Origin of the sequence: Phaeovulum sp., assembly GCF_041596715.1 — a bacterium.
In the GTDB taxonomy this organism is placed as follows: domain Bacteria; phylum Pseudomonadota; class Alphaproteobacteria; order Rhodobacterales; family Rhodobacteraceae; genus UBA6213.
The window spans coordinates 1-24,494 of the sequence record NZ_JBFHIA010000011.1; the positions used below are offsets into that span (position 1 = coordinate 1).

Here is a 24,494-nt window from a genome sequence, read left to right on the forward strand (position 1 = left end):
CATGTGCGGCGATTTCAACTCGGTGATCGGCATGGACAAGGCCGAACCGATGCGCCGCTTTATCACCGGCATGGCGAAAGATCGGTTCACCCCGGCCAATTCCGAGGCAACGCTGTGCGGTGTCTATATCGAAACCGATGATCGCAGCGGCAAGGCCACGCGCATCGCCCCTGTCCGGGTTGGCGGGAAATTGGGGCAGGCCGAATTGTGAACGCGCCTCGCGATGCCAGCATGGCGACAATGGTCGCGGTTCTGGTGCTGCTGGGCGCGGGCTGGGGCCTGAGCGTTCCGCTGGGCAAGATTGCGGTGATGGCAGGGCACCGAGACTTTGGCATCATCTTCTGGCAATCGGTGATCGCAGCGGCGGTGGTGCTGCCGTTCGTGCTGTTGCGCGGCGGCCTGCCGCTACACCGCAAGGCGCTGCTGATTTACGCCTTCGTCGCGGCGGCGGGCACATTGATACCCAATGCTGCCAGCTTTTCTGCGCAGCGCTTTCTGCCCGCAGGGGTGGCGGCGCTGTGCCTTTCGCTGATTCCGATGACGGCGCTGCCGATCGCGCTACTGATGCGGACCGACTATGCAACGCCGGGCCGCCTGCTAGGGCTGGTGGCTGGCGCGATCGGTGTGGCGCTGATTGTGCTGCCGGGAAGCGCGCTGCCGGATCGGTCGATGGTGCCTTGGGTGCTGCTGGCGCTTGCCGCGACGGTGTTTTACGGGCTTGAAGGCAATGGCATCATCCGCTTTGGCCCGACGGGCCTTGGGCCAATGCAGATGGTGGCCGGGGCTTCGTTGGTGACGGCGCTGATCGCCTTGCCTTTGGCCGCAGCGCGCGGGGTTTTCATCAACCCGGTGCGGCCTTGGGTTGAGGCTGATTGGGCGGTTGCGGTGGGCGGCGTGCTCAATGTCGGCTCGTATGTCGGCTATATCTGGCTGGTGGGCAGGGCGGGCGCGGTGTTTGCCTCGCAGGTCAGCTATCTGGTCACCGGCTTTGGTGTTTTCTGGGCGATGGTGCTGTTGGGCGAGCGCTTCTCGCCGTGGTTTTGGGCTGCTGCTGCGGTGATCTTCGTGGGTCTTGCGCTGGTGCAACCGCGCGCAGCGACGCCAGACCCCAGCGGCGCTGTGGCAGAGTGACAGCGCATCCGCTTGTGCGCCCGGCCGCGGCCGCTATAGTCGCGCCGAAATGACCCCGAGGACTACATGTTCGATCTGGCTCTGCCGCAGAACGTCGAGGCGATACTGACCCTGACTGTGGTCGTCGTCATGCTGATCTTGTTCATGCGCGAGAGCCTGCCTAGCGAGGTCGTGGCGATTGGCGGGGCGGCGGTGGTGCTTGCGATTGGCGCGGTGCCCTATGAAGCGGCGCTGAAGGTTTTGTCGAACACCGCGCCGTGGACGATCATGATGATGTTCTTGCTGATGGGCGGCCTTGTGCGCACTGGCGCGCTCGAATGGCTGACACGGCAGGCCGAGGCGCAAATCGACCACCGCCCGGCGGTGACATTGGTGCTTATCTTTGCGCTGATCGCATTGTCATCGGCGGTGCTGAACAACACGCCGGTTGTGGTGATGATGATTCCGGTCATGATGACGGTGGCGCGCAAGCTTGGGGTTACGGCATCCAAGCTGCTGATCCCGTTGTCTTATGCGGCTATCCTTGGCGGCACCGTCACGCTGATCGGCACATCGACCAACCTTCTGGTTGACGGTGTGGCGCGCGACCGGGGGATGGCACCGTTTTCGATGTTCGAAATCACTGGCATGGGGCTGATTACGGTGGTCGTTGGCGGGCTCTACATGGGCCTGATCGGCCGCCACCTTTTGCCCGAACGCTCTTCAATGGGCATGTTGTTGGGCGACAAGCGGCGGGCCAAGTTTTTTACCGAGGTGGCGCTGCCCGAGGGGTCGGGACTGATTGGGCAGAACGTCAACGAGATAGAACTGTTCAAGCGCGACGGTGTCCGGGTGATCGACGTGCTGCGCGGCGATGCAAGCTTGCGGCGCGAGATGGCCGGGGTCGTGCTGCAAACAGGTGACAGGGTGGTGCTGCGCACCGACATGGCCGAGGTCTTGGGCATGCAGCAAAACCCGGACCTGCGGATGGTGGACAAGCTTTCCTCGGTGCAGACCGAAACGGTCGAGGTGCTGATTTCACCCGGCTGCCGGATGATTGGGCGCAGCCTTGGCGAGCTTCGCTTGCGGCGGCGCTATGGCGTTTATGTTCTGGCCGCGCATCGGCGCAACCAGAACATCGGTCGCAAACTGGACGATCTGGTGGTGGTGGTGGGCGACACGCTGCTGCTGGAGGGCGCGGCTGACGACATTGGCCGGCTTGCCGCAGACATGGATCTGGTCGATGTCGCCAAGCCGCGGGCGCAGCCCTTCCGCCGCGGCAAAGCCCCGATTGCGGTGGGGGCGCTGTTGGCGGTCGTGGCGCTGGCGGCGTTTGACGTAGCGCCGATTCTGCTTTTGGCGACGCTGGCGGTGGCGGTGGTCTTGTTGTCCCGCGCCATCGACCCTGACGAGGCTTTTGGCTTTGTCGAAGGGCGGCTTCTGGCGCTGATTTTCGCCATGCTGATCGTCGGGGCTGCGCTGGACCATTCGGGCGCGGTGAAGATGATCGTCGATAGCATTGCGCCTTATCTGCTGGGTTTGCCGCCGGTGCTGGCGATCCTTGCGGTCTATGTGATCGGCTCGATATTGACCGAGGTGGTTTCCAACAATGCCGTCGCAGTCATTCTTACCCCAATCGCAATCGAGCTTGCCTCTGCGCTGGGCTTTGATGCCCGCCCCTTCGTGGTGGCGGTGATGTTTGCCGCTTCTGCGTCCTTTGCCACGCCGATCGGGTATCAGACCAATATGCTGGTCTACGGCCCCGGCGGATATCGGTTCAGTGATTTCATGCGTGTCGGGATTCCGCTCAACTTGATCCTTGCGGTGTCGGCCAGCATTTTCATTCCGCTGATCTGGCCGCTGTGATGCGCCGCGTGTGGCTTGCGGGCCCCCGCATGGCTGGCTTATAGAGACGCCGGACCCGGTTTTCGGGAATGAACAGCGACGGAGTAGCCAAGTGGCAGGCCATTCGAAATGGGCGAACATCCAGCACCGTAAGGGCAAGCAGGACAAAATCCGCGCCAAGCTTTTTTCCAAGCTTGCCAAGGAAATCACCGTAGCGGCCAAAATGGGCGATCCGGACCCCGCCAAGAACCCGCGTTTGCGGCTGGCGGTAAAAGAGGCCAAGGGTGTTTCGATGCCCAAGGATGTGATCGACCGGGCTATCAAGAAAAGCCAGGCCGGTGATGCCGAAAACTATGACGAAATCCGCTACGAAGGCTACGGGCCGAACGGCATTGCGATCATCGTCGAAGCGATGACCGACAATCGCAACCGCACCGCCTCGAATGTGCGCAGCTATTTCACCAAATGCGGCGGCAACCTTGGCGAAACCGGCTCGGTTTCGTTCATGTTCGATCGCGTGGGCGAAATCATGTATCCGCTGAGCGCGGGCGACGCCGATACGATGCTGATGGCGGCGCTGGAAGCCGGTGCCGATGACGTGGAAACCGATGACGATGGCCACTGGATTACCTGCGCGCAGGATGCGCTGGGCGAAGTCAGCACCGCGCTGGAGGCAGCACTGGGCGAAAGCGAAACCACGAAACTGATCTGGAAGCCGCAATCGCTGACCGTGGTCGATCTCGATACCGCCGAAAAGCTGATGAAGCTTGTGGACCTTCTCGAAGATGACGACGACGTGCAAAACGTCACCGGCAATTTCGACATTCCCGAAGACATCGCCGCCAACCTTTAAATAGGCAAGCAAAAGGGGCCGCCCCGAAGGCGCGGCCCCTTGTTTTCAAGCCTTGGCTCAGTAATCCAGCTTCCAGCCAACATAAAGCGTGGTGTTGCTGCCTGTGCCGCCGCTTGCTTCCCAAAGGCCAATACCGGCATATCCGTTTTTCAGGAAGCTGGCTTCAGCGTTAACGCTGTAAAGATCGCTTGCGCCTTCTTGCGAGGCATAGGCCGCGCTAAGCTTCAACCAGTCGTTCGGTTTATAGAAACCGTCGAGCATGACCATCACGCCAGGCGCCGTCAGGACACTTGGATCAATAACCGTCAGATGGCCGCCGTAGGTACCCACGTCGTAACCGATCTGCGCAAAGTAGGATCGCTGCGAAATTGGTGATTGGTCGACGTCCTCAAACCCGAGCGTAAAATCGAACGCGCCAAAATCGCGCGAGATATACCCGGTGACCGTGGTTGCGCTGCCTACCGCATTGCTGAGATCGTGCACCGAGATGCCTGCCTCAAAACCACCAAAGGCACCATCGAAGCGCGCGCCATAGGAGTCGACGTCGGTCACTAATGGCAAATAGTCGGTGAGCTTGATGAAATAGCCATACATCAGATCCAGCATTGTTGTGCTGCCGATGGCGGGCAGGTCGATTTTACTGCCAAGCGCAGAGCGCGGCACCCCAATTGAAAAGCGGCCGATAGATGTGTCGACCCAAAAGGTGGGGTAAAGCGAACTGTAGCTGCTGATAGACCCGCCGCCATCGTTGGCAAAGCCCAGAATACCCAGATCAAAGCCCATCGGCAGGTCATCGCTGCCGAACTCGAAGCCGAGCGAAAAATCGGCATAGGCAATCGAGATGTCGCTGGTGGCATTATAGGAATACTCGATCAAGCCGCTTGTATAAACGCCGCCTGATTGTGCCTGCGCGCTGGTTGCGCCAGCGAGAAGGATGCTTGTTGCAAGTGCAAGATGTTTCATGAATCCATTCCCCGCGACAGAATGTCGCACGGGTGCCAAATACCATATCAATTGCGCAGAGACAGCGATTCTGCGGCTAGTTCTAAGCCTTTAGCTTGGTGTTGCATTTCTGCAAAGGCGCAGAGAAAGGCCAGCCGCATCCGCGCGGTTTCTGAAACGCGACCGGCGCGTATTAGCCGCCCAGTTTCCAGCGCATGTAGATGCCGACCGTTTCACTGGAAGCATCGCTGAACGAGGTCGTTCGCCCCTTTGCCTCACGTGATAGCCGATGGTTGCAGTGATATTGTTGTTGTCGCTGCTATTCTTCACGTCAGCTTAAATCCCGACAGCGAAATCAAAGGCACCAAAATGCGCCCTATGGCCGCGGTTATGCTGCCCGCGTCATCATCGGAGTAATGCTGACAGCCAAAACCAATATCGTAACAGCCCCAGCATCGCCCCGCGATTGCGCCGCAACAATCGTGGTGCCTGTAAGGGAGGCAAGCAACGAACAGGAAGTCGTCTTGATGACGCGCCTCCTCTGCAACTCGCACGATACTCCATTGCGCATGAGAATATTCCCGCCGCTCTAAGTCTGCCGCCTATGCGCCCCGCCGGGCACTGGTGCATAGGCAGGTGCCTTGCTAGGTAGGGCGGCATCGCCCGCAGGGGCGGCGACGGATGGTGGGGCATCAATGGTGGCATTCTGGGCGGGGTTTCGGTTGGGGCTGGGGCTGATCTTGGCGATCGGCGCACAAAACGCCTTTGTGCTGCGCCAAGGCCTGCGGCGTGAGCATGTGTTTGCGGTGGCGCTTTTCTGTGCGGTCTCTGACGCGGCGCTGATCGCACTTGGCGTTTCGGGCTTTGCGCTGGCCTCAGACGCGGCCCCTTGGCTTGGCCCCGCGCTGCGCTGGGGCGGCGTGGCATTTCTGGTCTGGTACGGCGCGCGCGCGTTCCTTGCGGCATGGCGCGGCGGTTCTGGGCTGGTGGCGGCAGGTGGCGCGCAAAGCCTTGGGGCGGTCTTGGCCACGATCGCGGCGCTCACTTGGGCCAATCCGCATGTCTGGCTGGATACGGTGGTGTTGCTCGGCGCGGTTTCTGCGCAGTTTCCGGGCCAAAACATGGGCTTTGCGCTGGGGGCGATGGTCGCGTCGGTGGTGTTCTTCTTTTCGCTGGCCTATGGCGCACGCCTGCTTGCGCCGATCTTCGCGCGCCCACGATCTTGGGTGGTGCTCGATGTGCTGATCGGGCTGGTGATGTGGAGCATTGCGCTGCAACTGGCGCGTGGCTGAGATGTGCCCGACACAATCCGGGCCTTGCACCTGCCACCGCTTTCGGATGATCTCGCCGCCATGAGCGCGCCTACCGCCACCCTTTCCCGCCACCCAGACCGCCCGGTTGCCGGTGTTCTGTGGATGCTTGCCACGGGGCTCAACTTTGTCGCCGTTACCGGGATCGTGCGCTATCTCGGCACCGATCTGCCTGCGGCACAGAGCGCGTTCATCCGCTTTGCCTTCGGGCTGGCCTTTCTGGCGCCAACGCTTGTGCTGACACTCCAGCGCGGGTTTGCGCCGGGCGCGCTGCAACTTTTTGCGCTGCGCGGCGCGTTGCACACATTGGCGGTAGTCTTGTGGTTCTTCGCCATGGCGCGGATCCCCGTGGCCGAGGTGACAGCCATCGGCTATCTCAACCCGATCGTGGTCACACTGGGCGCGGCGCTGTTTTTTGGCGAAAAGCTGGCGCTCCGGCGGGTTCTGGCGATTGGCGTAGCGATTGCGGGCGCACTGGTGGTGTTGCGCCCCGGCCTGCGCGCCATCGAGCCCGGGCACTGGTCGCAACTGGGTGCCGCAGTTTCGTTTGGCCTGTCCTACTTGGTTGCAAAGCGGCTTACAGGCATAGCACCGGCCGGTGCCGTGGTGGCGATGATGTCGCTGACCGTGACGATCGGACTTGCGCCATTCGCATTCTGGGTCTGGGTGCCGGTCGGATTGGCGCAACTCGGCTGGCTGGGTCTGGTCGCGGTTTTTGCCACCGCAGGGCACTATTGCATGACCCGCGCCTTTGCTTGCGCGCCAATGACCGTGACCCAACCTGTCACCTTCCTGCAACTGATTTGGGCCACGCTGCTCGGCGCGCTGGTCTTTGGCGAGGCGGTGGATCCGATGGTCATTATTGGTGGCGCGTTGATCATTGGCTCGATCAGCTACATCACTTGGCGCGAGGCGCAGATCAAACGGCGCACCACGCCCACGGTCGCGCCTACAGATATCTGAGCCTCCGGCGGGGATATTTCTTTCTGAAGCAAAGCCAAATGCTTCAGTCAAAATATCTCCCGCGGAGCGTAGCCACCTTGCGTTTAGCTGTGCGGGTCGATCAATCGCGTCAACACGCTTTCGCGGCTGATCTGCCCACCCCCCGCGACGTTGAGTTCGGGCGTTTTAACCAATAGCGCCATCACCTCGCGCACCGTCGCGTCGGGGGCAATTTCGGGCGCACCCGGTGCCGTGCCGGGGCGCGCGACATCGACGGCGGTCAGCACCCCCAGCGGGTTCATATGCGCCACGAAATCGGCCACATAGGCATCGGCTGGGGCTGCGATGATTTCGCGCGCGGTGCCGGCCTGCACGATACGGCCACCCTCCATCAGCGCGATGCGGTTGCCGAGTTTGAAAGCCTCGTCGAGATCATGCGAGACAAAGATGATGGTACGGCGAAGCTTTTGTTGCAGCTCCAGCAATTCGTCTTGCAGGCGCGCGCGGATCAGCGGGTCGAGCGCTGAAAACGGTTCGTCCATCAGAAGGATCGGCGCTTCGGTGGCGAAGGCGCGGGCTAGGCCCACGCGCTGCTGCATGCCGCCGGAAAGCTCGTCAACCTTGCGGCCCGCCCAATCTGAAAGCCCGACCATCTCCAGCTGTTCATCGACGCGCGCGCGGCGTTCAGCGGGCTTCATGCCAGCAAGCTCCAGCCCCAAGCCTACGTTTTCGCGAACCGTGCGCCAGGGCAGCAGGCCAAAAGCCTGAAACACCATTGCCACCCGGTTCAGGCGCAGCCGCCGCAGGGTGGCGGGGTCGGCGTGGGTTACACTGACCATCTCGCCCGCGTCCGAAATGCGCACCTCGCCGCGGCAGACCGGGTTGAGCCCGTTGACCGCGCGCAGCAGCGTCGATTTGCCAGAGCCTGATAGCCCCATCAGCACCAGAATCTCTCCGGTCGCGACGCTGAGCGAGCAGTCGTGCACGCCAAGCACCTGGCCGGTGGCCGTCTTGATATCTTCGCGCGTTTGTCCCTGATCCATCAGCGGCAGGGCCGAGGAGGGGCGATCGCCAAACACGATCGAGACTTTGTCGAACTCTACGGCTACCGACATTTCAGCGCTCCATCCTGAGCATCCGGTCGAGGATGATCGCCACGACCACGATGATGAAGCCCGCCTCGAAACCGAGCGATGTATTGACCGAGTTGAGTGCGCGCACCACTGGCACGCCCAAGCCTGCGGCCCCCACCAGCGCTGCGATCACCACCATCGACAGCGACAGCATGATGGTTTGGTTCAGCCCCGCCATGATCTGCGGCAGCGCGAAGGGAAGTTCGACCTTCCAGAGCACCTGACGCGGTGTCGCGCCAAAGGCCCGGGTGGCCTCGAGCAGCGTCATCGGGGTTGAGGAGACGCCAAGGTGGGTCAGGCGAATCGGTGCGGGCAGCACGAAGATGACCGTGGCGATCAGGCCCGGCACCATGCCGATACCAAAAAACACGATAGCGGGAATGAGGTAGACGAAGGTCGGCAGGGTCTGCATCAGATCAAGCACCGGGCGCATGATCGCAAAAAGCCGCGGGCGATGCGCCGCCGCGATGCCGATTGGCACACCCACCGCCATGCATACGACGCAGGCCGAAAGCACCAGCGTCAGGCTTTCGGTGGTGGCCTTCCAGTAGCCCTGATTGAGAATGAACAGGAACCCCATCAGCACCATCAGCGCGGTTTTCCAATTGCGTTGCAAGAACCACGTCAGGGCCACGAAAAGCGCCACGACGAAAAGCGGGTTCGGGGTTTGCAAGAGCCAGAGAATGGCATCGATCAACGCCTGCATCGCGTCCGAGATCATGTCGAAAAACCCGCCCGCGTGTGACTTGAGCCAGTCGAAGACCAGTTTGGCGGTTTTGCCAACTGGCAATTTATAGGCGGTTAGCCAGTCCATGTCGTGTTCTCCCCCGAAGTCGCGCGGTTCTTGCTGTTGCAGATTTCCGTGGTGCCGCCCGGGTATCTTTGCCCCGGGCGGCCCTGCGGGGGGTTACTTCAACGCCGCCATGACCGCGGCCATAGCATCGCCGCCCGACTGGGTGGTGACGCCCGCGAGCCAGCCGTCCAGCACCGCCGGGGACTTGGCCAGCCAGGCTTTGGCGGCGGCTTCCGGTTCGGCACCGTCATTGAGGATCGCGCCCATGATCTCGTTTTCTAGCGCAAGCGAGAACTCTAGGTTTTGCAAGAACTTGCCGGTGTTCGGGCACTCGGCCACGTAGCCTTTGCGCACGTTGGTCGCCACTTCGGCACCGCCGAAGTTCGGGCCGAAAAAGTCGTCGCCACCCGCCAGATAAGTCATGGTGAAGTTGGCGTTCATCGGGTGCGGTTCCCAGCCGAGGAAGATGATCGGTTTGCTGGAGGCATCAGACCTTTCGACCTGCGCCAGCATGCCCTGTTCGGAGCTTTCGACAAGATCGAAGCCCGAAAGCCCGAAGGCATCGCTTGCGATCATGTCGAGGATCAGCCGGTTGCCGTCGTTGCCCGGCTCGATGCCGTAGATCTTGTTGTCGAGCGCGTCTTTTTGCGTGGCGATGTCATCAAAGCTGTCGATGCCGAGTGCTGCGCCTGCGGCGTTGGTGGCCAGCGTATATTTCGCGCCGACAAGGTTGGTGCGTAGCGTTTCGACGGTGCCCGCGTCACGGTAGGGGGCGATGTCGGCCTCCATCGTGGGCATCCAGTTGCCGAGGAACACATCGACATCACCGGTGGACAGCGCCGAATAGGTGACCGGCACCGACAAGAGTTTGATGTCGGTTTCATAGCCGAGCGCCTTCAGCACAAAGCTGGCGACGGCGGTGGTGGCGGTGATGTCGGTCCAGCCGACATCGGAAAACACCACCTTGTCGCAGCTGGCGGCATTGGCGGGCAGGGCAAGCGCAAGGCTTGCGGCTGACGCGAGAAGTACGGATTTGAAGTTCATGGCAGGCTCCCTGGAACGTTTTTGTTGATTGACGAGTCAATAAACTTGCCTGTAGCTCGGTTTGGCAAGCCTTTTCTCGTGGGGGTGCCATGCCCAAGCTCGGTGCAGAGCCTATCCGAAGGGCGGCTTTGGTGAAAGCTACCATTGAAATGGTGGGTGATCAGGGCTCGCTTGATGTGACGGTCGCGCAAATCGCGCGGCGTGCTGGCATGTCTTCAGCGTTGGCGCATCACTACTTCGGCTCGAAGGAGCAGATATTCCTTGCCGCGATGCGCGCGATACTGTCGCTGTTCGGGGCCGAGGTGCGTGGTGCGCTGGCGGCGGCGACGGGCCACCGCGGGCGGCTTCGGGCGATCGTGCTGGCGTCGTTTTCGCCCACGTCGTTTCGGCGCGAGGCGGTCAGCGCGTGGCTTAATTTCTATGTTCTGGCGCAGACCGCGCCAGCGGCGCGGCGGTTGCTGGCGGTCTATCAGCGGCGGCTACATTCGAACCTGATGTACGATTTGCGCCCGTTGATCGGGCCGCGTGCCGCCTCGGTGGCGCAGGGGTTGGGCGCAATGATTGACGGAGTTTACATTCGCGCGGCCTTGCAGCCGGGCACGCTGGACCGCAGCACTGCGGCGGCGCTGGTGCTCGACTATCTTGACCGCGAATTGGGAGATGCATGATGCGAGCACAACCGAAAGCCAGTCATTACGTTGATGGCGCGTGGCTGGAAGACACCGAAGGCGACGTGATCGAGGTGATTTACCCCGGCTGTGGCGAGCTGATCGCCCGGCTGCATGCCGCAACGCCCGCAGTGATCGAGGCCGCAATCGCCAGCGCTGTGCGTGCGCAAGGTGCATGGGCTGCGATGCGCCCGGTCGAGCGGGGGCGCATTTTGCACCGGGCGGCGGAAATGATCCGGGCGCGGGGCGAAGAACTCGCGCTGCTGGAAACGCTCGATACCGGCAAGCCCTTGCAGGAAACGCGCGTGGCCGACTGGCCTTCGGGCGCAGAGGCGTTGGAGTATTTCGCAGGGCTCGCGCCCACCGTGACGGGCGAGACGATCCCGCTGGGGCGCGATTTCGTTTATACGCTGCGCGAACCCTTGGGGGTTTGCGTCGGTATTGGTGCGTGGAATTACCCCAGCCAGATCGCCTGCTGGAAGGCTGCACCTGCGCTGGCGATGGGCAATGCGATGGTGTTCAAGCCTTCGGAAGTGACCCCCTTGGGTGCGCTGCAACTGGCCGAGATATTGGTGCAGGCGGGCTTGCCTGCGGGGCTTTTCAACGTGGTGCAGGGAATGGGCGCGGTGGGTGCTGCGCTGGTGGCCGATGCCCGCGTTGCCAAGGTTTCGTTGACAGGATCGGTCGCCACCGGGGCCCGGGTCTATGCCGCGGCGGCAGCGGGGATGAAGGCGGTGACGATGGAGTTGGGCGGCAAGTCGCCGCTGATCGTGTTTGATGATGCGAGCCTTGAAGATGCGATTGGTGCCGCGATGCTGGGCAACTTCTATTCCTCTGGGCAGGTCTGTTCCAACGGCACGCGGGTGTTTGTGCAAAAGGGCATCAAGGCGCGGTTTCTGGAACGGCTGGCGGAACGGGCGGCGGGGATCGTGGCGGGCGACCCGCTTGATGCAGCAACCCAGTTCGGGCCACTGGTCAGCGCGGCGCAGCACGCCAAGGTCTTGGGCTATATCGAGCGGGCCAAGGCCGAAGGCGCGCGGCTGGTCTGCGGTGGCGGCGCGGGCAATGCTGGGCCTTTGTTCGTGCAACCCACGGTGTTCGCCGATGTGGACGACGCGATGGAAATCGCGCGGGAAGAGGTGTTCGGCCCGGTGATGGCGGTGCTTGATTTCGAAACCGAGGCAGAGGCGGTGGCGCGGGCCAATGCCTCGCCCTACGGCCTTGCCGCAGGGGTTTTTACCGCCGACATGACGCGCGCACATCGCGTGATCGGGGCACTGCAAGCGGGAACGACCTGGATCAATACCTATAACCTGACGCCGGTCGAAGCGCCGTTCGGGGCGGTGAAAGCCTCGGGCCTAGGGCGCGAGAACGGGCACGCGGCGGTCGAACACTACAGCCGCGTGAAATCGGTCTATGTCGGGCTCGGCCCGGTTGACGCGCCCTATTGAGGGGGCAGGGGGCCGTGGGCCCTCGGCCCCAAAGGGGCATTTGCACAATGAAGCATTGGCCGGATCGGCCAGAGGATGGGCGAAATGGAAGCGGAATACGTGATCGTTGGGGCGGGCTCGGCAGGGTCTGCGATGGCCTATCGGTTGGCCGAGGCGGGGCGCAAGGTGATTGTCATCGAACATGGCGGCACCGACATGGGCCCTTTCATCCAGATGCCTGCGGCGTTGAGCTACCCAATGAACATGGGCCTTTATGATTGGGGGCTGAAAACCGAACCAGAGCCGCATCTGAACGGGCGCGTGCTGGTTACGCCGCGGGGCAAGGTGCTGGGCGGATCGTCGAGCATCAACGGCATGGTCTATGTGCGCGGCCATGCGCGCGATTACGACCACTGGGCCGAGCAGGGGGCAACCGGCTGGTCATTCGCCGACGTGCTGCCCTACTTCAAGCGGCAGGAAAGCTGGCACGGCGGCGCAGACGGTGGCGAAGAGGGCTGGCGCGGCCATGCCGGGCCTTTGCATGTCACACGCGGCGCACGCGCGAACCCGCTGTTTGCCGCCTTTATCGAGGCGGGGCGGCAGGCGGGCTATCCGCTGACGGCCGATGTGAACGGGCGCCAGCAGGAAGGCTTTGGCGCGATGGAGGCGACGATTTGGCGCGGCAAACGCTGGTCGGCGGCCAGCGCCTATCTGCGCCCGGCGATGAAAACCGGCAATTGCACCGTGGTGCGGGGGCTGGCGCTGCGCGTGGTGATCCGCGATGGCCGCGCGGTCGGGGTAGAGGTGGAACGTTCGGGGCGGCGCGATGTGATCGGCGCGAGTGCCGAGGTGATCCTTGCGGCCTCATCGCTCAACACCCCGAAGTTGCTGATGCTTTCGGGCATTGGCCCGGCTGCGCATCTGGCCGAGCATGGTATCGAGGTTGTGGCCGACAGGCCGGGCGTGGGTGCCAACCTGCAAGACCATCTGGAGGTCTACATGCAGTTCGCCGCCGCCAACCCGGTCACGCTGTTCAAATACTGGAACCTCTGGGGCAAGGGGCTGATCGGGGCGCAATGGCTGCTGACCGGCAAGGGGCTGGGGGCATCGAACCAGTTTGAGGCGTGCGCCTTCATCCGCTCGGCGGCGGGGGTGGATTACCCCGACATCCAATACCATTTCCTTCCGATTGCCGTGCGCTATGACGGGCAGGCGGTGGCCGAGGGGCACGGGTTTCAGGCGCATGTCGGCCCGATGCGGTCAAAATCGCGCGGCACGGTCAGCCTGCGGTCCGCAGACCCAAAGGCCGCGCCGGTGATCCGCTTCAATTACATGAGCCACCCCGACGATTGGGAAGAGTTCCGCCGCTGCGTTCGCCTGACACGCGAGATTTTCGCTGAGCCCGCGATGGCCGAGCACGTCAAGCGCGAGATCCAGCCGGGTGCTGCGGTGCAAAGCGATGCCGAGATCGACGCCTTCATCCGCGAACATGCGGAAAGCGCCTTTCACCCCTGCGGCACCGCGCGCATGGGGCGGCGCGACGACCCGCTGGCGGTGGTTGACCCCGAGGCCCGCGTGATCGGGGTCGAGGGGCTGCGGGTGGCCGACAGTTCGATCTTTCCGCGCGTCACAAACGGCAACCTCAATGCGCCGTCGATCATGGTGGGCGAGAAAGTGTCGGATCTGGTCTTGGGGCGCACACCGCTGCCGGCAGAGAATGCCGAGCCATGGATCAACCCGAACTGGAAAACCGCGCAACGCTGAGAGGCTTTGCCTGCGTGGCGCGCGGCGCTACTGTGATGCTGCACGGGCAAGGGGGCGGCGATGGACGAGAAGTTGCGCGCGCTGGCAGAGCATCTGCTGAAAAAGGGCTATGACGAGCTGAGCGAGCGCGACCAGCGCGTGTTGCGGCGGATCGCGGCACGCAGCGCCATCTCGCGCGATTTGAGCCTGCGCGCCGAACGCGCACCCTCGTTCGGGGCGCGCGTGGCCGACCGGGTGGCGGCCTTTGGCGGCTCTTGGACCTTCATTCTGACCTTTGGCGCAGTTGTGGCGGGTTGGGTGGCACTGAACGCCTTGATGCTGACGCGGGCGGTTGACCCATATCCTTTCGTGTTCCTCAACCTGCTGCTGTCGATGGTGGCGGCGTTTCAGGCGCCGGTCATCATGATGTCGCAGAACCGCCAGAGCGAGAAAGACCGCCTCGCCGCCGCGCATGACTACGAGGTAAATCTGAAGGCCGAGCTAGAGATCATGAGCTTGCACGAAAAGTTCGACGAACTGCGCATGCACCATCTGGAACGCATGTTCGGCGAAACCTCTGCGCGGTTGGCGGCAATCGAGGCGCTTTTGCAGCCCAAGGTCGAAGGCACGGCAAGCACACCGCGCTAACCATACCCTACCATAACTGTTGACCTAATTGCCCACAGCCACGATATGTGGGGCATGTTAAGGATTTGTTCACTTCTCGTTCTGGTTGTGCTGATGCAACCTGCGGCTGCGCAGACGCTTGTGGGCACTGCGCGCGTGGTCGATGGCGACACGCTGCAACTGATGGGCGAGCGGGTGCGGCTGTTCGGTATCGACGCGCCGGAAGCGGGGCAGATCTGCCTTGATGCTGCGGGGCGAGGCTGGGATTGCGGCAGCTTTGCCACGGCGGCGCTGGTGGCGCTGACCGCGACCGAAACGCGCTGCGAAGGGCAGGATCGTGACCGCTACGGCCGACTTGTCGCGCGCTGCTACGCAGGCCGCGCTGATATTGGTGCGGCGCTGGTCGAGGCAGGTGCCGCCTTTGCTTATGCCCGATATTCCAGCGACTATCTGGCGCTTGAAGCGCGCGCCAGTGCGGCGCGGCGTGGTGTCTGGGTGGGGCAGGCGGACCGCCCCGAAGTGCAGCGCGCCAAGGATAGCACCGAAGGTGCCCCGGTGGGGTGCGTGATCAAGGGCAATATTTCAGACAACGGGAAGCTTTATCATCTGCCGGGCGGCCGTGGCTACAGTGCCACCCGTATCGATACCGCACGCGGCGAGCGCTGGTTCTGCACGGAAGATCAGGCGATTGCGGCGGGCTGGGCGAAGGCGCGCGGATAGTCAGCCGATTTCGTAAGGCAGCACGCCACGTTTGGCAGGATCAACCCGCACCCGCCGTTCGAGCGGCGGGACAGAGCGTTGATGGCAATCTCGCCGCTCGCAGATACGGCAGGAAATGCCGATCGGCTGATAGGCGCGAGGGTTCGCAAGCTCCATATCGTCGGCATAGACCAGCCCGCGCGCATGGCTGACCTCGCACCCCAACCCGATCGCGTAGCGGCGCACCGGCGCAAGAAACGATCCGCCCGATTTAGAGACATCGCGCGCAAGGCACAGATAGCGCACCCCATCCGGGGTTTCCGCCAGTTGCCGTAGAAATCGCCCCGGTGTTTCAAAGGCTTGGTGCACGTTCCACAAAGGGCAGGCACCGCCGAAACGGGCAAATTGCAGCCGCGTTGCGGAATGGCGCTTGGTGATCGTGCCGGCCTGATCGACGCGCACGAAAAAGAACGGAATCCCCTTCGCGCCCGGCCGTTGCAGCGTTGAAAGCCGGTGAGCCACCTGCTCGATACTGGCGCCGAAACGGTCGGCGAGGCGTTCAAGATCGTGCCGGGTTTCCTGTGCCGCGGCCTGAAAGACGCGGTAGGGCAGCAGCGCCGCACCTGCGAAATAGTTTGCCAGCCCGATCTTCGCAATTGCTCGCGCCGTGTCGGATTGGAACCGCGCAAGGTCGAGTGTGGCCTCTAGCAAGCCGTTTTGGGTAAGCAGGGCAACCTGATGCAGTAGCTGAAAGGCTTGTGTCGATGCGCCTGCGCGGGTCGATAGCGTCAGTGTGGTGCCATCGCGCTGCCAGACTGCCTCAATGTCGGAAAATTGCAATTTTATCCCCTGAGCAGCAAGGGTTTCGGTCGCCCGAGCTATGGGCTCCAATCGCTTGCCATCAGGGCAGGAAAATCGTTCTGCGGCGCGATCAACCGCATCAAGGTAATTGTCGCAATAATGAAAGAAGTCGCGAACCTCCTCCCAAGGCGAGACGAGCGTTGGCCCACCTTCGCGGCCCATCGCCTCGTCCAGACTGGCGAGCCGTTCGTGGCCCTGCCGATAGGCGCGATGCAGTTCCAGAAACGCCCGCGCAAGCGCCGGTGCGTTCGATGCGGCAAGCCGCAGGTCGGCGAGCGGTGGGCTGGTTTCAGCGAAGACCGGATCGGCAAGCGCCTCGCGCATGTCGCTGACCAGCCGCTCCGCATCGCCCACCGACAGTTCGGTAACATCCAGCCCAAACTCGCCCGCCAGCGCCAGTACCACGCCGGCAGATACCGGGCGGTGGTTGTTTTCCATCTGGTTGAGATAGGGCAGCGAAACGCCAAGCCGATCTGCAAAGACCTTTTGCGTCAACCCAAGCCTGCCCCGTGTTTCACGCAGCTTGACGCCTGCATAGAGCTTTTGCGTGGCCATGATGCCCCCGAGATTTGCAAAATCACACTAGGCTTTGCAAATAGTCTGCGTCAAACCCCGAGTTGCCGCCGCCGCCGGAATACCCAGGCAATCGCCCCCACCGACGCGAGCGACGAGGCGAGCATAAGCAAAATAAGTGGCAGCGCCCCTGTATCGGGGCCAAGCAGGGCCCCCGAAACCGCCGAAAGCGCAGCGCCACCGCCCACCGTCAACGTGGCGCCCAGCCCCGAGGCGGTGCCCGCAAGCTCTGGGCGCACCGACATCATCCCGGCATTGGCAGAGGGAAGGGCAAGCCCATTGCCAAAGCCGGTAACGCCGACCATCGAGAAAAACATCAGCGGATGCCCAACACCGAGCAGGTTCGCCGTCACCGCGACCAGCAGTGCAGCAGTCGCCGCCAGTGTGCCTGCAAGCACCATCCGGTCAATGCCCATGCGGCTGGCAAAGCGCCCGGAGGCAAAGTTACCCAAGGCGTAACCCAATGCAGGCAAAGCGAAGTAATAACCCAATTGCGAAGGGCTGAGGCCGTAAACCGTGGTGCCCACAAAGGGTGCGCCGCCAAGATAGGCGAAAAACAGCCCCGAGGCGAAGGCGGCCGAAAGCGAATAGCCCCAGAACCGCTGCGAACGCAAAAGCTCTGGGTAGCTGCGCAATTGTTCCGCAAAGCCAACACCGCCCGCACGCGTTGTTTCGCCAAGGTCTGCCCAGACAAGCGCGGTTACCGCTACGCCCAAAACCGCAAGCAGCGTGAAATTGGCGCGCCAGCCAAAGGCCTCATCCAGCGCGCCGCCGATCACCGGGCCGATCATCGGCACCAGCGACATGCCCATGGTGACGTAGCCAATCATCGAGGCCGCCTCGTTGGCTGGCACCATATCGCGCACCACTGCCCGGCTGATCACGAAATTGACCGCGACCACCGCCTGCACCAATCGAAACACGAGAAACACTTCAGCGGTTGGCGCGAACAGCGTGCCAAGCGTCGCCACTAGAAACAACCCGAGCACAACCAGCGCCACGCGCCTGCGCCCGAAACGGTCGGATATCGGGCCGACCAGCAGTTGCAACAGAGCCGATACCGCCAGATAGGCCGAAACGGATAGCTGCATAAAATGGTATTCGACACCATAATAGACAGCCATTCCCGGCAGCGATGGCAGAAAGATATTGAGCGAAAGCGCCGCCAACCCGGCCATCAGAACCAGGGTAACGATATGGGGTGGCTGAGTTCGATTCAAAAAGCGACGCATGGTTTCTCGCTAGGGGCAGTTCAACGGTTTGTCCAGCCTGCCGATCAAGCCCAGTCATGAAAGACAAACCAAGCCCCAGCCGCAATCAATGCAAAGCCCACGCCGTGTTGCCAAGTGATTGGCTCTTTCAGGTAAGCCCACGAAAATACGGCAAAAACAGATAAAGTAATAACTTCCTGAATGGTTTTTAACTGGGCCGCGGAAAAGGTTCCGTGGCCAATCCGGTTGGCGGGAACCTGAAGCACATATTCAAAAAACGCGATGCCCCAGCTGATCAAGATTACCGCAATAATTGGCGCAGCTTTGAATCTCAAATGCCCGTACCAGGCGAAGGTCATGAAAACGTTGGATGCGACCAGAAGGCCGATGGTCAGAACGGGAACCGGTACGCTCATGGCGCCTCCTACAATACGGCGCAGGCTAGCGTGCAACTCGGACGGCGGGAAGGCTTTGCAAAGTTGCAATTCGCACCTCATGACTTGCGAGAAATATGCAAATATACGCGATTCTACTTGTCGCTTTGTGCCAAAACGGTAGGTTGCTTGAAACTCGGGAGGTTTCGCCATGAAGGACATTCTGCAGGAGCTTGAAGACCGCCGCGCCGAGGCACGTCTTGGGGGCGGGCAAAAGCGGATCGACGCGCAGCACAGCAAAGGCAAGCTGACCGCACGCGAGCGGCTAGAGCTGCTGCTCGACGAAGGCAGCTTTGAAGAGTTCGATATGTTCATGGCGCACCGCTGCACCGAGTTCGGCATGCAGGCCGATCGCCCCGCGGGTGATGGCGTGGTGACGGGCTGGGGCACGGTCAACGGCAGATTGGTCTATGTGTTCAGCCAGGACTTCACGGTCTTCGGTGGCTCGCTTTCCGAAACGCACGCGCAGAAGATTTGCAAAATCATGGACATGGCCATGCAAAACGGCGCGCCTGTGATCGGCATCAACGATTCCGGCGGCGCGCGGATTCAGGAGGGCGTGGCCAGCCTTGCAGGTTACGCCGAGGTGTTTCAGCGCAACATCATGGCTTCGGGTGTCGTGCCGCAAATCAGCCTGATCATGGGCCCCTGTGCGGGCGGCGCAGTTTACAGCCCGGCGATGACCGACTTCATCTTCATGGTCAAAGACACCTCTTACATGTTCGTAACCGGCCCTGATGTGGTGAAGACCGTCACCAACGAAATCGTCACCGCCGAAGAACTGGGTGGTGCTGGCACGCATACCAGAAAATCTTCCGTAGCCGATGGCGCCTATGAAAACGACGTCGAGGCCTTGGCTGAAACGCGCCGCCTGATCGATTTTCTGCCGCTTTCCAACCGCGAGCGCGCGCCAGTGCGCCCCTTCTTTGACGATGTGGCGCGGTTGGAGGAAAGCCTTGATACGCTTATTCCCGACAATCCGAACCAACCCTACGACATGAAGGAACTGATCGGAAAAATCGCGGACGAGGGCGATTTTTTCGAAATCCAAAAGGATTTTGCGGCCAATATCATAACCGGCTTCATCCGTATCGAGGGCCAGTCAGTCGGCGTGGTGGCCAACCAGCCGATGGTGCTGGCCGGCTGCCTTGATATTGACAGCAGCCGCAAGGCCGCGCGCTTTGTGCGCTTTTGCGATGCTTTCGAGATTCCGATCCTGACGCTGGTCGATGTGCCGGGCTTTTTGCCGGGCACCGGGCAGGAATACGGCGGCGTCATCAAGCACGGCGCAAAGCTTCTGTTTGCGTTTGGCGAGGCGACGGTGCCAAAGGTTACGGTAATCACCCGCAAAGCCTATGGCGGGGCCTATGACGTGATGAGCTCCAAACATCTGCGCGGCGATTTCAACTATGCATGGCCCACTGCCGAAATCGCCGTGATGGGGGCCAAGGGCGCGGTCGAGATTCTTTACCGCAGCGAACTGGCGGACCGCGAAAAGATCGCACTTCGCACCGCCGATTATGAAGACCGTTTCGCCAACCCCTTTGTGGCGGCCGAAAAGGGCTTTATCGACGAGGTGATCCAGCCGCGTTCAACCCGCAAGCGGGTGGCGCGCGCCTTTGCCAGCCTGCGCACGAAAAAGCAAACCAATCCATGGAAAAAGCACGATAATATTCCACTTTAGCGGGAGAGTCGTGATGTCACACAGCCAAGATGTAGCAGCCGCCGCTTTGCATCCGCGCGTTCAGGCGCTGCGGTTTTCGGCCCTTGGGCAAGACGATCTGATCAACCTGATCTTGCAGCGATCAGAGGTGCTGTTCGATGTGCCGCAAGCCGGAAAAGTGATCCGCGCATGGAATATGGGCGACATGGCACCCATTCTCGATCAGGTCGATCGGCTAGGGCTTGATGTCGCGCGCCGGGCGGCTGGTGTGATTTTGGAGGAGTATCTGGCACTAGAGCCCCTGTTGCGGCAACTCGCGCCGCGCCGCGTGGCCGATATTGGCTGCGGCTATGCCTTGTTCGACCTTTTTCTGCTGCAAGACCAACCAACTGCGGCGCTGCTGATTGACATTGAAAGCAACGAGCGGCGGCACTTTGGTTTTGCGCAAGAGGGAGCGGCCTATTCTTCATTGGCTGTAGCGAAAGCCTTGCTCTTTGATAACGGTATCGCGCCGGTGCGGGTTCAGACCGTAAACCCAAAGGAACATGATCCTGCGGATGCGGGACCTGTTGATCTTGTGTTTAGCTTTCTGTCCTGCGGCTTTCATTATCCGGTGGATACATACATGGATTACTTCGCGCGCGCGCTTATGCCGGGTGGGCATTTGTTGCTGGATCTTCGCGAAACTGACGCCGCTCCGCAATTGCAGCGTCTTTCAACTCTGGGAAAAATCTCCGATCAACCCGCGCCGCCTAAAGTGCGCCGGGTCTTGGTGCAAATGGGAACGGTATGAACAAAACACGCATGACAATTGCCCAAAGTCCCGTTTGGGAGTATGCTGCAAAAGCCAGAAGCATAATGTACACGAGGGAACCATGCGTATCTCACGCGTTTTTACTGTTGGCGTTTCGCTTGCGCTTTTGCTTGGTGCCTGCGCCAAGCCCGTCGTCCGGCCGATCCTGCCAGAGCCGGTATACAACAAATATGGCGAAGTTTCCGTGGCTGCCTGCCGGCCCGAACGCCAGCCCTTCTCGAACTATTACCCGGAACGACTGCTCACCTGTGAGTCGCTTTGCCTGCCGGGTGAGGTTCCCAGCTACTCCAGCATCACCCATGTCACTACGGTTCCGATCTGCGTGCCTATCGACCAATACGAACCGGATGACTCGGATGAACCGGGTAGAGATCCGACCGGCGCGCCCAGTCTCACGCACCTCGGATAATAGAAGGCCGCTTGACCTTCGGGAGGCCGCAGCATGCTGAAGCATCGCGGCTTTCCGGGGCGGTTGCCCGGAACTGACTTTCAATTCGTGATCCGCCGCGCGGTGCATGGGCGGGGCGTTACGCGCATCATAGCGCGCGAGCGCTACCGCGACCGGGCAAACCCAGACAAGCGCGCCGACGCAGGTTTTCTAGCGGCGCTTTGGGACCATTTCGGCGAAGAACCCTTTGAGCGTGGCAACCTCGATGCGGGGCGGCTTTCGTGGCTGTTCGGCCGCGAGGTCGTGCCCGCCGAAGACCCGTTTGACCCTGAAAGCTATGAAGCGCTTTTGAAGATCGACCTGCGCTGCGCCCGCGCGTCCTTTCCCGAAGTGTTCGCCACAGGGCGCGCACGTATCGAGGATGCGGGCGAGGACGAGAAATGAGCATAAAATTGCCGCTCGATCTGCGGTTCTGGCAGCAATTCGCCGAAACCTCGGCGCGTAGACATTCGGGCTTTGCGCTCTGCGCGAGTGCAGCACAAACTGTCACTACGGTCCGTATCGCCAGCACGATGTGGGCCGGACGTAAGCTGAAATCTAACCATCCCTCTACCCCAACCCTAACCCTCTGTTCCTGGCCTGGCCCCTCGCGGGTCAGGCTCTTTTCTCGAAAAAGAGCCGCTCGCCCATTTGGGTGTATCGGGCGCATCCGGGGACGGGTAGTGTTGTCACATCGAGCCGTGGCGCCCCTGATGGTCGCTTGTGGCCAAAAAGGAGCTAAACGAACATGGGAATTATCAAATTCGCGGTCGCTGTTGCCGCCGCCGCAACGCTGGCGGGCTGCAACTATCTCGACAATGACACCGAGCGCGGGCTTGCCGGCGCAGCTACGGGTGCGGTCGTTGCGGGCGCGCTTGGCGGCAGTGCGCTTACCGGCGCGGTCATCGGCGGTGCGGCGGGCGTGTTCTGCGACGATCTCAACGTTCAGGGCTGCATCAACCGCTAGTTCCGCGTCGCCGCGGCAACTGCGGCACCACGACCTTACAGCGCCATCGGGGCCCCGCGCCCCGGTGGCGCTTTTTTATTGCCAACACCAACACCGGAGCGGGCAGCTGCACCCCGCTAATCCGGGCAGAGGGGCCTGACATGTTCAAGAAGATACTGGTCGCAAACCGTGGTGAAATTGCCTGTCGTGTCATCAAGTCGGCGCGCAAGATGGGCATAGCAACGGTTGCGGTCTATTCTGACGCCGACCGAAATGCGCTGCATGTGCGCATGGCGGATGAGGCGGTTCATATCGGGCCCGCACCTGCCAACCAATCCTACATCGTGATCGACAAGATCATCGAGGCGGTTCGTCAGACCGGCGCCGAAGCCGTGCACCCCGGCTACGGCTTCCTCAGCGAAAACCGCAAGTTTGCGGCAGCGCTTGAGGCTGAAGGCGTAGTCTTTATCGGCCCTCCTTCAGCCGCGATCGAGGCAATGGGCGACAAGATCACTTCCAAGAAGATCGCGCAGGAGGCGGGTGTTTCGACGGTGCCGGGCTATATGGGCCTGATTGAGGACGCTGAAGAGGCTGTGAAGATTTCGCAGCAGGTCGGCTATCCGGTGATGATCAAGGCCTCGGCGGGCGGCGGTGGCAAAGGCATGCGGATTGCATGGAATGACGCCGAGGCGCGCGAGGGATTTCAGTCATCAAAAAACGAGGCCGCGTCGTCATTTGGCGATGACCGCATTTTCATCGAAAAGTTTGTCACCCAGCCGCGCCATATTGAAATACAGGTATTGGCCGACAAACACGGCAACACGCTCTATTTGCACGAGCGTGAATGTTCGATCCAGCGGCGCAACCAGAAGGTCATCGAAGAGGCCCCCTCGCCCTTTCTCGACGCCGACACCCGCAAGGCGATGGGCGAGCAGGCTTGTGCCTTGGCCCGCGCGGTGGGCTATACCTCGGCGGGTACGGTTGAGTTCATCGTTGATGGTGCGCGCAACTTCTATTTCCTCGAAATGAACACGCGCCTTCAGGTTGAACACCCGGTCACCGAGCTGATCACCGGTGTCGATATTGTTGAACAGATGATCCGCGTTGCGGCGGGCAAACCGCTGCCGTTCAAGCAATCGGATCTGAAGATAAATGGCTGGGCGATTGAAAGCCGTCTTTACGCCGAAGATCCCTATCGCGGCTTCCTGCCCTCGATCGGGCGATTGACGCGCTACCGGCCCCCTGTTGAGGGCAAGACGATGAGCGGCGGCATCGTGCGCAACGATACCGGCGTTTATGAGGGTGGCGAGATCAGCATGTTTTATGATCCGATGATCGCCAAGCTTTGCACATGGGCACCAACGCGCGGCGAGGCGATCGAGGAAATGCGCCTTGCGCTTGACACGTTCGAGGTAGAGGGGATCGGGCACAACCTGCCCTTTGTGGCTGCGGTGATGGACCATCCGCGCTTTGTTGAGGGCAATATCTCGACTGCCTTCATCGCCGAAGAGTACCCCGACGGTTTCGCCGGCGCTACGCTTGCCCCCGAACTGACCCGGCGCATCGCCGCTGCCTGCGCCGCGATGAACCGCGTTGCGGAAATTCGTCGCACGCGGATTTCGGGCACGCTTGGCAACCACGAACGCCGCGTGGGCGAAGATTGGGTGGTTTTGTTGCAAGGCGTTGAATATGCCGTCAGGATCAGCGCAGACCATAAAGGCTCGACTGTGCATTTTGCAGATGGCGCGGTGCGCGTGACCTCGGACTGGGTGCCGGGCCAGCCGCTGGCGCGCTTGATGATCGACGGCACACCGCTGGTGCTGAAAGTTGGCAAGATCCCCTCTGGGCTTCGCATCCGCGCCCGCGGTGCCGACCTCAAGGTGCAGGTGCGCACCCCGCGGCAGGCGGAACTTGCGCGCTTGATGCTTGAAAAACTGCCACCCGACACCTCGCGCTTTTTGCTTTGCCCGATGCCCGGCCTGATCGTGAAGATCAGCGTGGTAGAAGGACAAGAGGTGCACGAGGGGCAGCCGCTGGCCACTGTCGAGGCGATGAAGATGGAAAACATCCTCAAGGCTGAGCGCAAAGGCGTAGTGAAAAAGATCACGGCGAAGCCCGGCGCAAGCCTCAAGGTCGATGAAGTCATCATGGAGTTCGAATGAGATGACGCCCGCGCTGCAACCCGGTGACAAGCGGCTTGCCGCGTGGGGCAAAGATGCCGACGCGCTGCGCGGGCTTTTGCAGATTTTTTCGAAAACCTTGCCGCAAGATGCGGAATTGACGCTGGAGGCAGTGCAGTGAACGGTTGCTACCGCCCTGCTGGCTGTTCGACCAAAACCTCTTGCCGGCGCAGCGGAAACTTGTCGATGGCGCGGGTGATTTCACGCACATCCCAAGGCAAGGGCTTGCGCAATTCGGGCTCTAGG

General features: G+C 61.6%; 25 protein-coding genes. 18 read left to right on the top strand and 7 right to left on the bottom strand.

Features of this window, described 5'->3' with window-relative positions:
* From ABY403_RS01615 to ABY403_RS01630, 4 genes are all read left to right on the top strand, one after another.
* On the top strand, positions 1 to 211 hold a 211-nt coding region (locus tag ABY403_RS01615), incomplete at its 5' end, for a YmdB family metallophosphoesterase (protein WP_372837936.1).
* A gap of 20 nt (positions 212 to 231) precedes the next feature.
* A complete protein-coding gene (locus ABY403_RS01620) occupies positions 232 to 1,131 on the top strand; it encodes a DMT family transporter (protein WP_372837939.1) in 900 nt (299 codons plus the stop codon).
* Positions 1,132 to 1,197: 66 nt separating this feature from the next.
* On the top strand, positions 1,198 to 2,976 hold the full coding sequence (locus ABY403_RS01625) for an SLC13 family permease (RefSeq protein ID WP_372837942.1): 1,779 nt from the start codon (positions 1,198 to 1,200) through the stop codon (positions 2,974 to 2,976).
* A 91-nt stretch (positions 2,977 to 3,067) separates the two neighbouring features.
* Positions 3,068 to 3,808: a YebC/PmpR family DNA-binding transcriptional regulator gene (locus ABY403_RS01630; RefSeq protein ID WP_372837944.1), complete on the top strand. Its 741-nt coding sequence runs from the start codon at positions 3,068 to 3,070 to the stop codon at positions 3,806 to 3,808.
* A 57-nt stretch (positions 3,809 to 3,865) separates the two neighbouring features.
* On the opposite strand, the gene ABY403_RS01635 is transcribed toward ABY403_RS01630, so the two are convergent.
* Entirely contained in the window at positions 3,866 to 4,771 is a 906-nt protein-coding gene (locus ABY403_RS01635) for a hypothetical protein (RefSeq protein WP_372837946.1), read from the bottom strand.
* A 674-nt stretch (positions 4,772 to 5,445) separates the two neighbouring features.
* Between ABY403_RS01635 and ABY403_RS01640 the strand changes: the two genes are divergently transcribed.
* Both ABY403_RS01640 and ABY403_RS01645 read left to right on the top strand, forming a co-directional pair.
* On the top strand, positions 5,446 to 6,042 hold the full coding sequence (locus ABY403_RS01640) for a LysE/ArgO family amino acid transporter (protein ID WP_372837948.1): 597 nt from the start codon (positions 5,446 to 5,448) through the stop codon (positions 6,040 to 6,042).
* A 60-nt stretch (positions 6,043 to 6,102) separates the two neighbouring features.
* Positions 6,103 to 7,023: a DMT family transporter gene (locus ABY403_RS01645; RefSeq protein ID WP_372837950.1), complete on the top strand. Its 921-nt coding sequence runs from the start codon at positions 6,103 to 6,105 to the stop codon at positions 7,021 to 7,023.
* Between the two features lie 83 nt (positions 7,024 to 7,106).
* Here the strand turns inward: ABY403_RS01645 and choV are convergent, their stop codons facing one another.
* The 3 genes from choV to choX form a co-directional block, all read right to left on the bottom strand.
* Complete coding sequence (gene choV / locus ABY403_RS01650; RefSeq protein ID WP_372837953.1) at positions 7,107 to 8,117, bottom strand: choline ABC transporter ATP-binding protein; 1,011 nt, start codon at positions 8,115 to 8,117, stop codon at positions 7,107 to 7,109.
* A 1-nt stretch (position 8,118) separates the two neighbouring features.
* Entirely contained in the window at positions 8,119 to 8,949 is an 831-nt protein-coding gene (gene choW / locus ABY403_RS01655) for a choline ABC transporter permease subunit (RefSeq protein ID WP_372837955.1), read from the bottom strand.
* 93 nt (positions 8,950 to 9,042) lie between these two features.
* The gene (gene choX / locus ABY403_RS01660) at positions 9,043 to 9,972 is read right to left on the bottom strand and encodes a choline ABC transporter substrate-binding protein (RefSeq protein ID WP_372837958.1); all 930 of its coding nucleotides are present in this window, start codon (positions 9,970 to 9,972) and stop codon (positions 9,043 to 9,045) included.
* An 89-nt stretch (positions 9,973 to 10,061) separates the two neighbouring features.
* Between choX and betI the strand changes: the two genes are divergently transcribed.
* From betI to ABY403_RS01685, 5 genes are all read left to right on the top strand, one after another.
* Entirely contained in the window at positions 10,062 to 10,640 is a 579-nt protein-coding gene (gene betI, locus ABY403_RS01665) for a transcriptional regulator BetI (protein ID WP_372837961.1), read from the top strand.
* On the top strand, positions 10,640 to 12,091 hold the full coding sequence (gene betB / locus ABY403_RS01670; RefSeq protein WP_372837964.1) for a betaine-aldehyde dehydrogenase: 1,452 nt from the start codon (positions 10,640 to 10,642) through the stop codon (positions 12,089 to 12,091). The genes betI and betB overlap by 1 nt, the downstream gene beginning before the upstream one ends.
* Positions 12,092 to 12,175: 84 nt before the next feature.
* A complete protein-coding gene (gene betA, locus ABY403_RS01675) occupies positions 12,176 to 13,834 on the top strand; it encodes a choline dehydrogenase (RefSeq protein WP_372837966.1) in 1,659 nt (552 codons plus the stop codon).
* Positions 13,835 to 13,894: 60 nt separating this feature from the next.
* The gene (locus tag ABY403_RS01680; RefSeq protein WP_372837967.1) at positions 13,895 to 14,461 is read left to right on the top strand and encodes a DUF1003 domain-containing protein; all 567 of its coding nucleotides are present in this window, start codon (positions 13,895 to 13,897) and stop codon (positions 14,459 to 14,461) included.
* Between the two features lie 93 nt (positions 14,462 to 14,554).
* Entirely contained in the window at positions 14,555 to 15,160 is a 606-nt protein-coding gene (locus ABY403_RS01685) for a thermonuclease family protein (protein ID WP_372837970.1), read from the top strand.
* Here ABY403_RS01685 and ABY403_RS01690 read toward each other — a convergent pair whose 3' ends face one another.
* The 3 genes from ABY403_RS01690 to ABY403_RS01700 are packed head-to-tail and all read right to left on the bottom strand — an operon-like array spanning position 15,161 to position 18,200.
* Complete coding sequence (locus ABY403_RS01690) at positions 15,161 to 16,555, bottom strand: short-chain fatty acyl-CoA regulator family protein (RefSeq protein ID WP_372837973.1); 1,395 nt, start codon at positions 16,553 to 16,555, stop codon at positions 15,161 to 15,163.
* Positions 16,556 to 16,605: 50 nt separating this feature from the next.
* On the bottom strand, positions 16,606 to 17,805 hold the full coding sequence (locus ABY403_RS01695; RefSeq protein WP_372837974.1) for a multidrug effflux MFS transporter: 1,200 nt from the start codon (positions 17,803 to 17,805) through the stop codon (positions 16,606 to 16,608).
* A gap of 44 nt (positions 17,806 to 17,849) precedes the next feature.
* Positions 17,850 to 18,200 (bottom strand): DMT family protein, encoded by a 351-nt coding sequence (locus tag ABY403_RS01700; protein WP_372837977.1) that lies wholly within the window; start codon positions 18,198 to 18,200, stop codon positions 17,850 to 17,852.
* A 169-nt stretch (positions 18,201 to 18,369) separates the two neighbouring features.
* Here ABY403_RS01700 and ABY403_RS01705 point away from each other — a divergent pair, with 169 nt between their 5' ends.
* The 7 genes from ABY403_RS01705 to ABY403_RS01735 all read left to right on the top strand — a co-directional run bounded on the left by ABY403_RS01705 (position 18,370) and on the right by ABY403_RS01735 (position 24,369).
* Entirely contained in the window at positions 18,370 to 19,902 is a 1,533-nt protein-coding gene (locus ABY403_RS01705) for an acyl-CoA carboxylase subunit beta (protein WP_372837979.1), read from the top strand.
* A 13-nt stretch (positions 19,903 to 19,915) separates the two neighbouring features.
* Positions 19,916 to 20,674, top strand: a complete 759-nt coding sequence (locus tag ABY403_RS01710; RefSeq protein ID WP_372837982.1) for a class I SAM-dependent methyltransferase — start codon at positions 19,916 to 19,918, stop codon at positions 20,672 to 20,674.
* 82 nt (positions 20,675 to 20,756) lie between these two features.
* The gene (locus tag ABY403_RS01715; RefSeq protein WP_372837984.1) at positions 20,757 to 21,104 is read left to right on the top strand and encodes a hypothetical protein; all 348 of its coding nucleotides are present in this window, start codon (positions 20,757 to 20,759) and stop codon (positions 21,102 to 21,104) included.
* A gap of 33 nt (positions 21,105 to 21,137) precedes the next feature.
* Positions 21,138 to 21,527: a hypothetical protein gene (locus ABY403_RS01720; protein WP_372837987.1), complete on the top strand. Its 390-nt coding sequence runs from the start codon at positions 21,138 to 21,140 to the stop codon at positions 21,525 to 21,527.
* 343 nt (positions 21,528 to 21,870) lie between these two features.
* Complete coding sequence (locus ABY403_RS01725) at positions 21,871 to 22,089, top strand: hypothetical protein (RefSeq protein ID WP_372837989.1); 219 nt, start codon at positions 21,871 to 21,873, stop codon at positions 22,087 to 22,089.
* Between the two features lie 140 nt (positions 22,090 to 22,229).
* On the top strand, positions 22,230 to 24,230 hold the full coding sequence (locus ABY403_RS01730; RefSeq protein ID WP_372837991.1) for an acetyl-CoA carboxylase biotin carboxylase subunit: 2,001 nt from the start codon (positions 22,230 to 22,232) through the stop codon (positions 24,228 to 24,230).
* A gap of 1 nt (position 24,231) precedes the next feature.
* Positions 24,232 to 24,369, top strand: a complete 138-nt coding sequence (locus ABY403_RS01735) for a hypothetical protein (protein WP_372837993.1) — start codon at positions 24,232 to 24,234, stop codon at positions 24,367 to 24,369.
* Positions 24,370 to 24,494: the final 125 nt, after the last annotated feature.

Coding starts and splice junctions, on each gene's coding strand:
- ABY403_RS01620 (WP_372837939.1), top strand. CDS start 232: ATGGCGACAATGGTCGCGGTTCTGGTGCTGCTGGGCGCGGGCTGGGGC.
- ABY403_RS01625 (WP_372837942.1), top strand. CDS start 1,198: ATGTTCGATCTGGCTCTGCCGCAGAACGTCGAGGCGATACTGACCCTG.
- ABY403_RS01635 (WP_372837946.1), bottom strand. CDS start 4,771: ATGAAACATCTTGCACTTGCAACAAGCATCCTTCTCGCTGGCGCAACC.
- ABY403_RS01640 (WP_372837948.1), top strand. CDS start 5,446: ATGGTGGCATTCTGGGCGGGGTTTCGGTTGGGGCTGGGGCTGATCTTG.
- ABY403_RS01645 (WP_372837950.1), top strand. CDS start 6,103: ATGAGCGCGCCTACCGCCACCCTTTCCCGCCACCCAGACCGCCCGGTT.
- choV (WP_372837953.1), bottom strand. CDS start 8,117: ATGTCGGTAGCCGTAGAGTTCGACAAAGTCTCGATCGTGTTTGGCGAT.
- choW (WP_372837955.1), bottom strand. CDS start 8,949: ATGGACTGGCTAACCGCCTATAAATTGCCAGTTGGCAAAACCGCCAAA.
- choX (WP_372837958.1), bottom strand. CDS start 9,972: ATGAACTTCAAATCCGTACTTCTCGCGTCAGCCGCAAGCCTTGCGCTT.
- betI (WP_372837961.1), top strand. CDS start 10,062: ATGCCCAAGCTCGGTGCAGAGCCTATCCGAAGGGCGGCTTTGGTGAAA.
- betB (WP_372837964.1), top strand. CDS start 10,640: ATGCGAGCACAACCGAAAGCCAGTCATTACGTTGATGGCGCGTGGCTG.
- betA (WP_372837966.1), top strand. CDS start 12,176: ATGGAAGCGGAATACGTGATCGTTGGGGCGGGCTCGGCAGGGTCTGCG.
- ABY403_RS01680 (WP_372837967.1), top strand. CDS start 13,895: ATGGACGAGAAGTTGCGCGCGCTGGCAGAGCATCTGCTGAAAAAGGGC.
- ABY403_RS01685 (WP_372837970.1), top strand. CDS start 14,555: ATGCAACCTGCGGCTGCGCAGACGCTTGTGGGCACTGCGCGCGTGGTC.
- ABY403_RS01690 (WP_372837973.1), bottom strand. CDS start 16,555: ATGGCCACGCAAAAGCTCTATGCAGGCGTCAAGCTGCGTGAAACACGG.
- ABY403_RS01695 (WP_372837974.1), bottom strand. CDS start 17,805: ATGCGTCGCTTTTTGAATCGAACTCAGCCACCCCATATCGTTACCCTG.
- ABY403_RS01700 (WP_372837977.1), bottom strand. CDS start 18,200: ATGAGCGTACCGGTTCCCGTTCTGACCATCGGCCTTCTGGTCGCATCC.
- ABY403_RS01705 (WP_372837979.1), top strand. CDS start 18,370: ATGAAGGACATTCTGCAGGAGCTTGAAGACCGCCGCGCCGAGGCACGT.
- ABY403_RS01710 (WP_372837982.1), top strand. CDS start 19,916: ATGTCACACAGCCAAGATGTAGCAGCCGCCGCTTTGCATCCGCGCGTT.
- ABY403_RS01715 (WP_372837984.1), top strand. CDS start 20,757: ATGCGTATCTCACGCGTTTTTACTGTTGGCGTTTCGCTTGCGCTTTTG.
- ABY403_RS01720 (WP_372837987.1), top strand. CDS start 21,138: ATGCTGAAGCATCGCGGCTTTCCGGGGCGGTTGCCCGGAACTGACTTT.
- ABY403_RS01725 (WP_372837989.1), top strand. CDS start 21,871: ATGGGAATTATCAAATTCGCGGTCGCTGTTGCCGCCGCCGCAACGCTG.
- ABY403_RS01730 (WP_372837991.1), top strand. CDS start 22,230: ATGTTCAAGAAGATACTGGTCGCAAACCGTGGTGAAATTGCCTGTCGT.
- ABY403_RS01735 (WP_372837993.1), top strand. CDS start 24,232: ATGACGCCCGCGCTGCAACCCGGTGACAAGCGGCTTGCCGCGTGGGGC.